This window comes from Sporolactobacillus terrae DSM 11697 (genome assembly GCF_000648615.1).
GTDB classification, from domain to species: Bacteria; Bacillota; Bacilli; order Bacillales; family Sporolactobacillaceae; genus Sporolactobacillus; species Sporolactobacillus terrae.
On sequence record NZ_JFZC01000026.1, the window covers coordinates 60,501 to 73,614 of the forward strand.

Annotated in this window: 13 protein-coding genes; 3 read left to right on the top strand and 10 right to left on the bottom strand. The window is 45.3% G+C overall.

Features of this window, described 5'->3' with window-relative positions; all coding sequences use genetic code 11:
* Positions 1-110 precede the first annotated feature (110 nt).
* Together fabF and AA84_RS0103930 are read right to left on the bottom strand one after the other, a co-directional pair.
* Positions 111-1,349, bottom strand: coding sequence for a beta-ketoacyl-ACP synthase II (gene fabF, locus AA84_RS0103925; RefSeq protein ID WP_028976115.1), 1,239 nt, complete (start codon positions 1,347-1,349; stop codon positions 111-113).
* A 62-nt stretch (positions 1,350-1,411) separates the two neighbouring features.
* Positions 1,412-2,347, bottom strand: a complete 936-nt coding sequence (locus AA84_RS0103930) for a beta-ketoacyl-ACP synthase III (RefSeq protein ID WP_028976116.1) — start codon at positions 2,345-2,347, stop codon at positions 1,412-1,414.
* A gap of 201 nt (positions 2,348-2,548) precedes the next feature.
* On the opposite strand from AA84_RS0103930, the gene AA84_RS0103935 reads away from it, so the two are divergent.
* Positions 2,549-2,908, top strand: a complete 360-nt coding sequence (locus AA84_RS0103935) for a YppG family protein (protein ID WP_028976117.1) — start codon at positions 2,549-2,551, stop codon at positions 2,906-2,908.
* Positions 2,909-2,996: 88 nt separating this feature from the next.
* Here AA84_RS0103935 and AA84_RS0103940 read toward each other — a convergent pair whose 3' ends face one another.
* On the bottom strand, positions 2,997-3,644 hold the full coding sequence (locus tag AA84_RS0103940) for a hypothetical protein (protein WP_028976118.1): 648 nt from the start codon (positions 3,642-3,644) through the stop codon (positions 2,997-2,999).
* A 181-nt stretch (positions 3,645-3,825) separates the two neighbouring features.
* Positions 3,826-4,152 carry a metal-sulfur cluster assembly factor gene (locus tag AA84_RS0103945; protein ID WP_010026297.1) on the bottom strand — a complete coding sequence of 109 codons (327 nt, stop codon included), beginning with the start codon at positions 4,150-4,152 and terminating at the stop codon, positions 3,826-3,828.
* 161 nt (positions 4,153-4,313) lie between these two features.
* Between AA84_RS0103945 and AA84_RS0103950 the strand changes: the two genes are divergently transcribed.
* Positions 4,314-4,577, top strand: coding sequence for a NifU N-terminal domain-containing protein (locus tag AA84_RS0103950; RefSeq protein ID WP_028976119.1), 264 nt, complete (start codon positions 4,314-4,316; stop codon positions 4,575-4,577).
* Positions 4,578-4,654: 77 nt separating this feature from the next.
* Here the strand turns inward: AA84_RS0103950 and nagE are convergent, their stop codons facing one another.
* Together nagE and asnB are read right to left on the bottom strand one after the other, a co-directional pair.
* Positions 4,655-6,565 (bottom strand): N-acetylglucosamine-specific PTS transporter subunit IIBC, encoded by a 1,911-nt coding sequence (nagE, locus tag AA84_RS0103955; RefSeq protein WP_028976120.1) that lies wholly within the window; start codon positions 6,563-6,565, stop codon positions 4,655-4,657.
* Between the two features lie 449 nt (positions 6,566-7,014).
* Entirely contained in the window at positions 7,015-8,865 is a 1,851-nt protein-coding gene (gene asnB, locus AA84_RS0103960) for an asparagine synthase (glutamine-hydrolyzing) (RefSeq protein WP_028976121.1), read from the bottom strand.
* Between the two features lie 202 nt (positions 8,866-9,067).
* Between asnB and AA84_RS17015 the strand changes: the two genes are divergently transcribed.
* Positions 9,068-9,667 carry a lysozyme family protein gene (locus tag AA84_RS17015; protein ID WP_028984001.1) on the top strand — a complete coding sequence of 200 codons (600 nt, stop codon included), beginning with the start codon at positions 9,068-9,070 and terminating at the stop codon, positions 9,665-9,667.
* A gap of 55 nt (positions 9,668-9,722) precedes the next feature.
* Here AA84_RS17015 and abc-f read toward each other — a convergent pair whose 3' ends face one another.
* The 4 genes from abc-f to AA84_RS19330 form a co-directional block, all read right to left on the bottom strand.
* The gene (abc-f, locus tag AA84_RS17020; protein ID WP_037562901.1) at positions 9,723-11,333 is read right to left on the bottom strand and encodes a ribosomal protection-like ABC-F family protein; all 1,611 of its coding nucleotides are present in this window, start codon (positions 11,331-11,333) and stop codon (positions 9,723-9,725) included.
* A 209-nt stretch (positions 11,334-11,542) separates the two neighbouring features.
* Positions 11,543-11,662 carry an RAxF-45 family protein gene (locus AA84_RS19605; protein WP_420542175.1) on the bottom strand — a complete coding sequence of 40 codons (120 nt, stop codon included), beginning with the start codon at positions 11,660-11,662 and terminating at the stop codon, positions 11,543-11,545.
* Positions 11,663-11,739: 77 nt separating this feature from the next.
* Positions 11,740-12,600: a YitT family protein gene (locus AA84_RS0103980; protein ID WP_051575306.1), complete on the bottom strand. Its 861-nt coding sequence runs from the start codon at positions 12,598-12,600 to the stop codon at positions 11,740-11,742.
* A gap of 327 nt (positions 12,601-12,927) precedes the next feature.
* Positions 12,928-13,114, bottom strand: a 187-nt coding sequence (locus tag AA84_RS19330; RefSeq protein WP_420542174.1) for a transposase, incomplete at its 5' end; no start/stop codon positions are given.

Sequence of the window (13,114 nt, forward strand, 5' to 3'; positions counted from 1 at the left end):
TTCGCTGTCATTCATTTATTGTCTGCTCGATTAAGATGCACTTTAAACGTAAAAATGCCACCTCCGCAAATAGTTTGCGGAAATGACATTTACGCTGTTTCGCAGTTTTTTCAAGCCTCAAACTTTTTAAAGACGAGCGTTGCATTATGGCCGCCGAAACCGAAGGAGTTGCTCAATGCAACGCGAACGGGCTTATTAATCGCTTCGTTAGGCACATAATTGAGGTCACACGCTTCATCCGGCGTCTCATAGTGAATCGTTGGAGGAACAATTCCCGTTCCAATCGCTTTAATGGAGAGAATGGCCTCGACTCCGCCAGATGCACCAAGCAAGTGTCCCATCATCGATTTCGTCGAACTGATGGCAAGATCATAGGCCTTCTCACCAAAAACCGTCTTCACAGCGCCTGTTTCTGTGGAATCATTCGCTTGCGTACTTGTTCCGTGGGCATTCACATAGTCAACATCGTCTGGCGTAATTCCGGCATCTTCAAGCGCCATGCGCATGGAACGAACCGCCCCTTTGCCTTCCGGATCCGGACGTGTGACATGGAATGCATCACTGGTTGCACCATATCCGGAAATTTCCGCATAGATATGTGCGCCACGCTTTTGTGCGGATTCCAAAGATTCAAGCAACAGTACACCTGCGCCTTCCCCCATGACAAATCCGTCGCGGTTTTTATCAAATGGGCGGCAAGCAGTTGCCGGATCCGGATTCGTCGAAAGCGCTCTCGCCGATGTGAAACCGGCAAAGGACATATTGGTCAGCGGCGCTTCACTGCCACCGCAAATGATGGCGTCATTATCGCCGCGCTGAATCGCCTTATAGGCGCTGCCAATTGAGTCGGATCCGGTTGCACAAGCGGTCACCGTACACGAATTGATTCCTTTGGTTCCCAAAAGAATCGACACTTGGCCGGAAGCCATATCCGGTATCATCATTGGAACGAAGAATGGACTGACACGTCGGAATCCGCGGTTCATCGCAACCGTCAATTCTTTTTCATATGTTTCCATGCCACCAATTCCTGAACCGATCCACACACCGGTACGTTCTGCATTTGTTTCGTCAATCGTATACTTTGCGTCTGCAACAGCCATTTTTGATGCAGCAACTGCAAACTGTGAAAATCGATCCATGCGAAGTACATCTTTACGATCGATATATTTTTCAGGATCAAAATCCTTCACCTCACCGGCAACTTTGGCACGGAAATCATCCGGATTAACACGTGTAACAATGTCGATTCCTGATTTTCCGTTAATCGCATTCGTCCATGTTGTCGCAACATCGTTGCCAAGCGGAGTTACTGCGCCAAGACCGGTCACAACGACTCTTCTATTCATTCAATTCTCTCCTTGCAATAGGATTTAAAATGTTCATAAACTATTCATGAATTCACTTACGCTTATTTTCCCCATTTGAGTGTCAGCGCACCCCATGTCAATCCGCCGCCGAAGCCGACCATAACAATCAGATTTCCATCTTTAATCTTTCCTTCTTCAAGCGCATCGGCTAATGCGAGCGGAATGGATGAGGCCGATGTATTACCATATTTTTGAATGGTTTTAATCATTTTCTCTTCAGGTATCCCAAGCCGTTCACGAGAGGCCTCCATAATTCGGATATTGGCTTGATGCGGAATCAAATAGTCAATATCTTCCTTTTTGAGTCCTGCTTTTTCAACAACGTGAACAGCCGATTCACCCATCTGGCGAACCGCAAACTTGAAGACTTCCCGACCATTCATTTTGATAAATTGATCCTCTTGGTAGAGGAATTTACCGCCATTACCATCTGCGCCAAGTTCAAACGATAAGATTCCTTTTCCGTCTGAAACAGGACCCATGACCGCTGCTGCAGCTGCATCGCCAAAGAGAACCGCTGTTCCACGATCCTCCCAGTTGGTGATTTTCGACAGCTTTTCAACGCCAACGATGAGTACATGACGATACGTATTGTTGTCGATAAATTGTTTCGCAGTAACCATTCCGTACATAAACCCTGAACATGCGGCACTAATATCCATAGCGGGTACATGATTTGCTTCTAACCGATCCTGAAGCATGCAGGCAACCGATGGAAATGGATGATCCGGCGTTACCGTAGCAACAAGAATGAGATCGATATCTTTCGCACTCAAACCAGCATGATGAATTGCTTTTTTTGCTGCTTCAAACGCCATATCCGAGGTATTCATTTGTTCGTCGGCAATTCGCCGTTCAGAAATGCCGGTTCTTGTCCGAATCCACTCATCAGAAGTATCCATTCTTTTTTCTAAATCCGTATTCGTAACCACATGTTCAGGAACAAACTTGCCCATTCCTAATATTCCTGCGGACATCCGCAATTCCCCTCTCAGATCATAACAATATATATAAAGACTTGGTAACAATATAAATACAATAATACACTACAAAACATTTGTCCAACAAGCATCTTACTTGCGGACGAATGCCATGCACCAACCATTGATCAAGCGCATAAAATAAGAGTGAGAAAAACCCAAAGCTCTAAAAAACCCCATGAGAAGGAGGGGAGCCTCTTGGTACAGCCAAGTCATAACCCGAGAGACAGTCACTTTGATCCGTTTACTTACATGATGTTTGGCTCGCAAGTCCCGCCAATGCAGCAGCAACCGTACCAGCCGCCACAAGCATTCTATCAGAACGGTGGCTGGCAGGCAAGCAATGGGCAACCGCAGATGCCGCCGCCCGTTGCACCCATGCAACAGGCACCACAACGTCCACCGGCAGGTTTTTTAAAGCCGTTTCTCGGACAGGATGGACATATTGACGTTGGGAAAATGATGACCGGTGCATCGCAGCTCGTCAATGTAATTAACCAGACTGCTCCAGCGATAAAGCAGCTTTCTCCTCTGCTTAACTTCTTTAAAAAATCATAAGCTGACCGCATAGATAAGGAAAGGACCGACAGGGTTCTTTCCTTATTACTGGATTTGGATAAGAAAGGTTTCAAACGTAAAAAAGGGATTAGAGGAGTTTATGATAAGAAGGCGGAAGCAAGTGGCGCATTCCGCTGTTGACCGGGGCATCCGCTCCCGCCTTGCTGCTGTACGCAACGACATCAAGTCCATCATGTTTAGCTTCGATCAGACCTAAAAATAAACCTGCGGCAGATTCACTACCTTTTGTCGCCATCAATTCATTTAAATCAGTACGAAAGATAAGGGCATCGTTTTGCCCGATCTCTTTAAGTACTTGGATGAAAAACGCTTCTGTATCGTCGGCCGCTTTGCTGCCCGCCACAGGCTGCAATTTACTGTAATCATTCCGCTCTTGCACGGGCTCAATAGAAGATATGAAAATAAGCCGTTTAAACGGTTGAACCGTTTTAAGGAACAGCGTAAGTTTTTCCTGCAGCGCGCGATTATACTTCGGATCAATACGAAATGTGTCGGCAAAAATAAGTGGTTTTCCCTCACATTGATCAAATGCTTCATGGACATGGTGAAAAAGTGCATTGCGCCCTAAATAAAGTTCGTTATTTTCTTCTTTTTCCTTTTCCTTTTTCGAAACCGCAGAGCTGATCGAAAGGACTTGATTGCCTGCATTCAGCAATGCTTCAGAGAGCGAAAAACCGGCAGGTGATAATCCGCCGAACACCACCGTTTCCTGCATCCTCATCGCTCCTTCCTTTATTTCTACAGACCGGGCATTCCATTCACTTACTCATTAGACGTTATGCTTGATTAACCAAGATGATTCTCTTCATGCAAAGACAACATAAGCGCATCTTTACCCAAGAGTAAGAAAATCCGGAGCAGGGGATAGTCCCCCGCTCCGGATTACATGGTCACCTTTATTCAGAAAGCCCAAGTGCAATACGCGCATAACGCGACATGCGTTCCTTCGTCCAAGGTGGATCCCAGACAAAATTAACTTCGACTTGATTGACTTCATCAATCTCACTAAGTGTACGTTTCACGTCATAGGATAGGGTCGCAGACAATGGACAACCCATGAACGTTAAGGTCATCTCAATGATAACGTTATTCTCTTCATCTATATCGACACCATAGACGAGACCCAAATTAACGATATCGACACCTAATTCTGGATCGATAACGTTTTCCAGTGCCTCAAGGATGCGATCTTTCAGTTCTTCATTGGTACTGTTTTCAGCCACCGTGATCCCCCTCCTTCCCTTTTCGGAATACGTTTAGTATAACCGAATCGAGCACCTATTTCACCTCTGACGTTATAAATCAAGAGTCTTGAATAAACCAACACAATGAAATATGTTATATAATAGAGAAAATATTGTGCTACAGAGAAAGGAATTCGATTATGCATTTTACTGCTTCCTCAACGCCAAATCCGAACGCCATGAAATTCACTGCTGATCAGCCTCTATTTACCGATCGTATTGAAATTATAAAAAGCGATACACCTGCTTCTCCGATTTTAAATGGATTAATTCGTACAGAGGGAATTGTCAGCTTGTTCGGCTATCATAACTTTTTAACTGTATGTAAAACTCCGGATATTGCATGGGACGAGCTATTGCCGCAAATCGAGAATCTATTGACAGAAGTCAGCAAACCATTTTGAGATAACTGATGATGCACCTTTTTTAAAAGAAAACAAGCCTGCGCCGAGCCACGGCGCAGGCTTGTTTAATCTATCGTTTAAGCAAACGTTATAATATCGGATTCATTTTTAGCCACTTTACCACTTTTCTTTAAGACAACATGTTTCGCTGTATCAAGATTGGTAAAGATAATAGGTGTAACAAGGGAAGGAACTTTATTCTTAATCAACGGAATGTCAAAAGACATCAGTTTCTGACCTTTCACAACCGCATCTCCTTCGTTCACGTAATTGATAAACCCTTCCCCGCTCAATTTAACGGTATCTAAACCGACATGAATCAAAATCTCCAGACCATCGCTTCCAGTTAATCCGATGGCATGTTTGGTTGGAAATATGCCACTGACTTTTCCATCAACCGGCGATACAACCAGTCCTTCATCCGGATCAATAGCAAAACCGTCGCCCATCATCTTTTCAGAGAAAACCTTATCCGGAACATCGGTAATCGGAAGCAGCATCCCTTGAATCGGCGCACAAACGGATTCGGCACCAACGGTCACCGTCGCCAACTCTACTGCCGATTCATCAGGGGCTTCAGGTATATCATTTGGAAACGCCGCAGCACCATGAGCAAGCTGTTGCCGCATTGCATCCGCAACAAATTCCACATCGGTGCCAACAATAATCTGCAAATTTGTCTTGTTAAGCTTGATCACGCCATGTGCGCCATGACGCTTAATTGCGGAAGCATTCGCAACACTCGAATCAACGACATTAAGCCGCAGCCGTGTTGTACAGTTATCGACATTGGTAATGTTCTGCTTACCGCCAATGTCTTGAATCAATCGAGCAGCCAACCCTTCATACTTATCACCCGAATCAACCGCGGTCATTGATGCCTCGCCATCTTCTGTCAGATCATCATCTTCACGTCCAGGTGTCTTCAGATTGAACCATTTGATTGCGAAGTAAAAGACAACAAAATAGATCACAGCAAAAATCAAGCCGATAAAAAAGAGCAGCAGTGGCTTCTGCGCAATCCGATAGTTGAGTATATAATCAATCGCACCCGCAGAGAACCCGAATCCATCATGAATCCCCAAAGAATAAGTGACCGCCATCGAAATTGCCGTCAACACTGCATGAATGACATAAAGAACAGGTGCAAGGAACATGAACGAAAATTCAATTGGTTCTGTAACCCCAGTGACAAAGGAAGTCAGTGCAATCCCGGCCAGCATTCCGCTAACTGCTTTTCGCTTCTCCTTTTTTGCCGCCGCAATCATGGCAAAACATGCAGCCGGCAATCCGAACATCATAATTGGGAAGTACCCGGAAAGCAGCAGCCCTGCGGATGGATCACCATTGAGAAAACGGGTAATCTCTCCATGAAGTCCTTTATAAGTACCAAATTCAAACCAAACCAATGTATTGATTACATGATGCAGGCCAAGCGGGAGCAGAAGCCGGTTCAGCAGACCATAGATCGCGGCACCGAAAACGCCGGCATCATAGATCCACGTTGCCAGGTGAGACATCCCCAGCTGCACGAATGGCCAGACATAGCCAAAAGCAAATCCAAGGACAAGCATGGCGCCGGACGTCACTATTGGAACAAAACGCCGGCCGCCGAAGAATGCCAGCCAGTCCGGTAATTTTATATTATGATAGCGATTGTAGAGCAGTCCGGCTACGATACCGGCAACAATACCTCCGAGTACGCCAAGATTGATTGTCTTATTCAATGACGTCGCACAGGCACTCAGTACAAAAAAACCCATCGCACCGGCAAGTGCAGCCGCACCATTATTATCCTTGGCAAATCCTACCGCAATGCCAATCGCAAAAATCAGTGCGAGATTGGTAAAAATCGCATTACCGGCAGCTGCAATAAACGGTATATTCAGCAGATCCGGCTGCCCCAGACGCAAAAGCAGTGCCGCTGCGGGCAGCGCTGCGATAGGAAGCATCAGTGACTTTCCTATTCTTTGCAGAAATCCTAACATGATTTTCTCCCCCATCATAAAAAAATTAATGAAATAAATGAAGCCACTGAACAGGAGCGTCAACGATCCTCCCTCGAAAATAAATTTCAACTGCTATTCTGTCATTTTCACACAAATCGCGTAGGATGTCTAGACAACCGACATCATGCGTCGTTAAAAATAACATACAATGTGATTATTCATAACATAAAACTGCACTATCCCACCTTTAGGTTTCATCGAATGCATCATTCCCGCCCCGCCCACGCGTGGATTCTCCACCTGACCGCCAAACGATACCTATAAAAAGAGTAGATCGGTTTGCGAATTTCGGAACGATGCCATCACATCGCTTGATTCCCTTTTGCGCAGTGCGCTATAGAATCCGCACATGTTCGCCCCCATTTTTCAATTCGTATGTAAATAGAATCCCTCAAGAGCAGGCCTGAGGGATTCTATTTATTAGCTTATTAGCGATCAATAATATTGACCTTATAGGTTTTCAACCATTCATTCATCTGCGCCATATGGGCAATGAGTTGCGGACCAGACATGAGCTGCCCAAACCAAGGCGCTTTAAATGAATCACCTTTCGAATCAATCAAGTCCTGAAGCTTCTGTTTGTCAACAAGTTCAAGCAAAGGCGAACTTGGTGTATCAATGACTTTTTGCAGCCATTCGGAAACCGCTTGCGTATACTTTGGATGATACGTTTTTGGATAAGGGCTTTTCTTACGATACAGTACATCATCAGGAAGGTACCCCTTCAGTGCGGCACGCAGAATCCCTTTTTCATGACCGCCAAGCATTTTCATATCCCACGGCACGTTCCACAGATACTGCACGATTCGATGGTCGGCGAATGGCACGCGCACTTCTAAGCTTGCCCCCATACTCATGCGGTCTTTGCGATCAAGAAGCGCCGTCATAAACCAATTCATATTGAGATAGAACAATTCACGGCGCTTGGCGTCAATTGCCGATTCACCCTCGAGCCGAGGTGTTTCGGCAATGGTTTCATTAAAGCGCTCCAGCTCGTATTCTTTTAAGTTGAGCCTGCTCCCCCATTTGCTGTTGAGCAAGTCTTGGCGGGCATCAATCGAACGCATCCATGGAAAGCCTTCCTTAGCAGACGTTTCCGGGCTGTGGAACCACGGATAGCCGCCAAAGATTTCATCGGCACACTCACCGGAAAGGGCAACCGTGAAATCTTTTCGGATTTGTTCACATAACCAAAGCAAAGAGGAATCAACATCCGCATAACCGGGCATATCGCGTACTTGAATCGCCCTTTTCAAATAAGAGACAAGATGCTCATTGTCGATGATCAGATTATGATGCACCGTCCCCAAATACTTGGAAACCTCATCAATAAACGGCGCATCACTGTTCGGTTGAAATTTACTCGTATGGAAATATTGGTCATTGCCCACATAGTCAATCGAGAACGTATGCAGTGCCGGGCGTTTCCGTTCTCTAAAATATTCTGCAGCAATTGCTGAGATTCCGCTTGAATCAAGACCTCCGGATAGAAATGTTGCCACTGGTACATCTGCATAAAGCTGCCTTCTCACTGCATCAGTGACCAAATAGCGAATATGGGCAATCGTCTCTTCAAGACTGTCCGTATGTTCATGGCTTACCACATTCCAGTACCGCCATATTTTCATTCCATTTCTCGTGTACGTAAACGCATGAGCCGGACGCAAATCATGAATGCCTACATAAACGCCATGCCCAGGCGTCCGTGACGGTCCAAGACCGAAAACCTCGTATAACCCTTCACGATCAATTTCCGCCTTCATATCCGGATGAGCTAAAATCGCTTTTATTTCCGACCCATAAATCAGCTTGCCGCCGGATTCAGCGTAAAAGAACGGTTTGACGCCCATGCGATCACGTGCACCGAACAGCAAATCCCGAGCTGCATCCCAAATCGCGAAGGCAAAAATACCATTGAAATGATCCACACACTGCTCTTGCCATTCAATATAAGCACTCAGCAGTACCTCCGTATCGGAATGCCCTTTAAAGGTGTATCCTTTTTTAAGCAGATCCGATCGAATCTCCTCAGTGTTGTAGAGTTCGCCATTGTAAACCAAAACATAATCCTGTCCGTTAACCGTCTTTTTCATTGGCTGACATCCGCCCTTAGGATCAACAACAACCAGACGCGCATGGCCGAGCGCTGCATGCGGCGCAAGCCATGTATTTAAATCATCCGGACCGCGATGATCCAATGTATGAGCCATATGGGCAATCGTATCTTGCTGGCTGCTTAAATCCCGATGCCAATCAATCCAGCCTGTAATTCCGCACATTCATCATGTCATCCTTTCCTGCCGTGGTTAGGCATTGACCTCTTTTTCATCCTATGCAGTATCGCAAAGCATGTGAGTCATTCGCCTAAGATGTACGCGTTCAATGAATCATCAAAAAAGTTTCTTTCACTTAGACGGTCGAAAAGCGGCTTTTTTCATTGAAGCTTATAGTAAGTAACGAGACGAAAAGGCAGAGAAGTTCATGATACGTCAAACGTTAAAAATTATTCTATCCTCATCTCTGCTCATTGCGATTTCCTTTGTTCTGCTGTACATTGTTTCAAGTTTGTACAGTCCGCAAGCGGATCATGTTCCGCTGTTAAATGACAAACGTGTGATTAATGATGATGTCAAAGCTTATCGACCGACGATTTCCAAAGTTGCCAAAGAATATGGGATCAGCGATTATACCGATCTGATTATGGCGATTGCGATGCAGGAATCTAAGGGAAAAGCCGTCGATGTGATGCAGGCATCGGAAAGCTTGGGGAAACCGCGCAATTCAATTGCTACTCCTGAGAAGAGTATTCGAGCAGGCATCCAATATTTTAAAAGAGCACTGAATCGTTCCGATAATGATCCTTCGCTTGCGCTTCAGAGCTATAACTTTGGGCTTGGATTTGCTGATTATGTCAAAGCGCATGGGGGGAAATTCAGCGCGCAGCTTGCCCATCACTACGCAGATCAGAAAGCACGTGAACTCCAATGGAGCAGTTATGGCGATCCGGACTATGTGGCGCATGTCATGCGTTATTATAACAACGAAAAGCAGAAACGTGCGCTCGCCAAAAATACTGAGTAATGACAAAAGCCATCGTATCTTTTCAGAGTACGATGGCTTTTGTTGTCTCTTCGTATTAATGGTCGAACTGCGAGAAGTGTTTTTCCTTATTCAAATGACCATTTTGCAGCCAATAGATCTCGTTAAAACATTTCTTCAAAAAATAACGGTCATGACTGACCGCAAGAACGGTTCCGCTGAATTGGTTTACCGCTTCCTCAAGGACTTCTCGCGAATCGATATCCAAATGATTCGTTGGTTCATCAAGTACGAGCACATTGATCTTCTTCATCATTAAATCAGCCAATCGGATTCTGACGCGTTCGCCGCCGCTGAGCGTACCAATTTTTCGAAACACGTCCGATCCGTAAAACATAAATCTTGCCAGTTCATGACGCGCCTCACCTTCAGTTAGTCGTGCGTGTTCACGAAAAACATCAATCACGCGGCGCTCACGCTCGTCTTTCTTTTCGAAGACATGCTGTGATAAAAAGCCGATATTTAAATGTGTTCCATGACGCACCTCGCCTTCATCAGGTTTTCTTTTACCGAGCAAACAATGGATCAAAGTCGTTTTTCCGGCACCATTTGGGCCGCAGATTGCGACGCGTTCCTGATAACGAATGTCCAAAGACACATGATCGAGCAATCGGATTCCATGGTAAGCAATCGACAGATTGCGGCAGCTGAGCACACGGTTTCCTGTTCGCGTATTCGCGGCAAAATCAAGGACCATTTGATCTTGCTCCATTTTTGGACGTTTCAAGCGTTCCAGGCGATCAAGCGCTTTTTCCATGCTCTTCGCCCGACGATGCATCCCAGCATTCGGCGGTTTCGCTTGATTCGCCCATTCCTTGAGCCGTTTGATGGTCTCTTTCATTTTCTTGATTTTTTTCTGCTGATCTGTGTAAGCTGCAAATGCAAGTATGAGCCTTTTTTGTTTCTCTTTAACATAACTGGAATAATTTCCTGTATAGCAAACCACAACACCATCATCAAGCTCCAGCACTTTACTTACCGTGCGGTCAAGAAAAAACCGATCGTGGGAAACCAGCAAAATCGTTCCTTTGTATTGCCGAATAAACCGTTCCAGCCATTCAAGCGCAACGATGTCCAAATGATTTGTTGGCTCATCAAGCAGCAGAAAATCCGGCTCAGACAGCAATTGCAGCGCAAGACCGACCTTCGTGCGTTCGCCGCCGCTAAGCGAATCAAACGGATGATCCAGCAATTCCTGAATACCAAGACCACCGGCGACCTGATCCATTTTATACTCCATTTCATAACCGCCGGATTTCTGAAATTCATCCTGAAGCCGTGCATAACGGTCGAGCATCCGCTTCAGTTGATTCGGCAAACAACGTGCAAGCATTTGTTCTAATTCCTTCACTTTTTTATCGATGCTTAGACAGTGGGCAAAAGCTTTCATCAAAAACTGACGAACAGACTGCCCGTCCCCGTTCGGAAGCTGCTGTAAATAGCCGACTGTAGCACCGTTCTTTATCGCGATTGCCCCTCGATCCGTGACGTCGCGTCCGGCGATTAGATTAAGTAGTGTTGTTTTTCCACTTCCATTTGCGCCGACAAGCGCAATCTTTTCATGCTCGTTTATTGAGAAACAAATATCGCGTAAAATCTCATTCCCAGCTATATTTTTATGAATATGATCTGCATGACAAATCATCATGATACGCACGTCCCCTCAACTTATGATTGTCGCAAAAACTGCCTGCTTTTCGCGGACAACCGCGCAGACGGACTGCCTATTAGGGAACATCATTTCATCACTATTTTCAAAAACAATTGTGCAAAACAAAAAAATCCACAGGCGTACATCCACCCGTGGATTTCATTCCGTCAAGCAATAAATTAACCGCTGTGCGGGTCCGCGTACGTTCATGAACTGCTATTATTTTCTAAAAAAGGGCAGACTTGTCCCTTGAAGAAAATAACCGCAAAAATCGCGCGAACGATATAGAGAAAAGACTCTAACTGAGCGCGACACTTCATGAACATCAACCGACCCACCTCCTTATCATTGTTACAAAAAGTGTACCAAATTGATAAAAAAAGAACAAGCACTTCAATAATCCTCACGATTCTTTTTTGCGCACGAACAATCCAAAAACATCCGTGGTTTCAACAATATTAGTGAATGCGCGCGGATCAATTTCCTTAATAATTCGCTTAAGCAGATAAAGCTCATAACGCGTCAGCACAATCATAAGCATATCTTTATCTTGATTGGTGTAGCCGCCTTTTGCAGGTATCTTGGTTATGCCGCGATACATTTGCGTTGCGATTGCTCGTTGCAATTCCGGCGCCTTCGATGTAACCACCCATGCGGTCAATTTCACATAGCTTGTGTGAATCGTGTCAATCACCCGAATGCTGACATAGAGCTGCAGCAACGTGTACAGCGCGCGACGCCACCCGAATAAGAATCCTGCAGACACAATAATTAAACTGTTCAAGGCAAACATGTAAAAACCAATCGGACGGTCTTTCATCCGTGTCAGAATCATGGCGATAATGTCCATGCCTCCAGTTGATGCGCCGAATTTTAGCGTTAGACCGACGCCGATTGCCTGTACAACACCGCCAAAAACCGCATTTAGCAAAATATCATTTGTTAATGGATGCAGCGGAATTACTGCCATAAACAACGTTGTCAGCACAACACTGATTGAACTATATAAAGTGAAGCGGTGTCCAACCTTGATCCATCCGGCATAGGCAACCGGAATATTTAAGAGCAGCAGCAGAATGCCGGTACTCAAGTGGAATGAGGTCGGCGCAAGCAGTGCCGAGATCAACTGGGCGATACCCGTAACCCCACCGGCCAATACGTTTGCGGGAATGAGGAATAAGTTCATCGCAGCAGCGTTCAGCAACGCACCGATGGTTACAAGGGTCATTACTTTCAAATCTTGATAAAAAGTTTTTCCTTTCATCATGCCTGTCCTCTCATTTATTCTCAGCAAAGAACAAATCTGACTGAACGCCAAAGGCAGCCGGTCTGTTTCTTATATTATTACCAAATTAACACAGAGGACAATGATGCTCAAATTTTTTATAAATCAAATTTTAAAATGCGTGTCATGAGCGTTATAGCTCGACATTTCAGCCGCTTGCTTCAAACAAGCCGAGTTCCCGGCACGCATCAACTAAGCGCGATCCCGCGGCGCCAGCGCACACCTCCGCTTTGATTCTCGACCAAAACACGGATCTATTGATTTGAAGACGGGGCAAAATCATAAATTTTCTTTACCCTTGAATTGTCAAACTAAGTGCAACGCCTGATTATAAAAGACCTCAAAAGGAGTCTTCCAGCCCAAACATTTGCGAGGCCGGTGATTTAATTCGTTTACAGCATGTGTGATGGACGCATCGCTGTCCTGGCGAAAGTCATGTCCTTTAGGGAAATATTCTCTTAGTAGTCCATTAGTGTTTTCGTTACTTCCTCGC

Bases quoted from the DNA above. Each gene is read 5' to 3' on its own strand.
- fabF (WP_028976115.1), bottom strand. From the start codon at position 1,349: ATGAATAGAAGAGTCGTTGTGACCGGTCTTGGCGCAGTAACTCCGCTT.
- AA84_RS0103930 (WP_028976116.1), bottom strand. From the start codon at position 2,347: ATGTCCGCAGGAATATTAGGAATGGGCAAGTTTGTTCCTGAACATGTG.
- AA84_RS0103940 (WP_028976118.1), bottom strand. From the start codon at position 3,644: ATGCAGGAAACGGTGGTGTTCGGCGGATTATCACCTGCCGGTTTTTCG.
- AA84_RS0103950 (WP_028976119.1), top strand. From the start codon at position 4,314: ATGCATTTTACTGCTTCCTCAACGCCAAATCCGAACGCCATGAAATTC.
- nagE (WP_028976120.1), bottom strand. From the start codon at position 6,565: ATGTTAGGATTTCTGCAAAGAATAGGAAAGTCACTGATGCTTCCTATC.
- asnB (WP_028976121.1), bottom strand. From the start codon at position 8,865: ATGTGCGGAATTACAGGCTGGATTGATTGGCATCGGGATTTAAGCAGC.
- AA84_RS17015 (WP_028984001.1), top strand. From the start codon at position 9,068: ATGATACGTCAAACGTTAAAAATTATTCTATCCTCATCTCTGCTCATT.
- abc-f (WP_037562901.1), bottom strand. From the start codon at position 11,333: ATGATGATTTGTCATGCAGATCATATTCATAAAAATATAGCTGGGAAT.
- AA84_RS19605 (WP_420542175.1), bottom strand. From the start codon at position 11,662: ATGTTCATGAAGTGTCGCGCTCAGTTAGAGTCTTTTCTCTATATCGTT.
- AA84_RS0103980 (WP_051575306.1), bottom strand. From the start codon at position 12,600: ATGAAAGGAAAAACTTTTTATCAAGATTTGAAAGTAATGACCCTTGTA.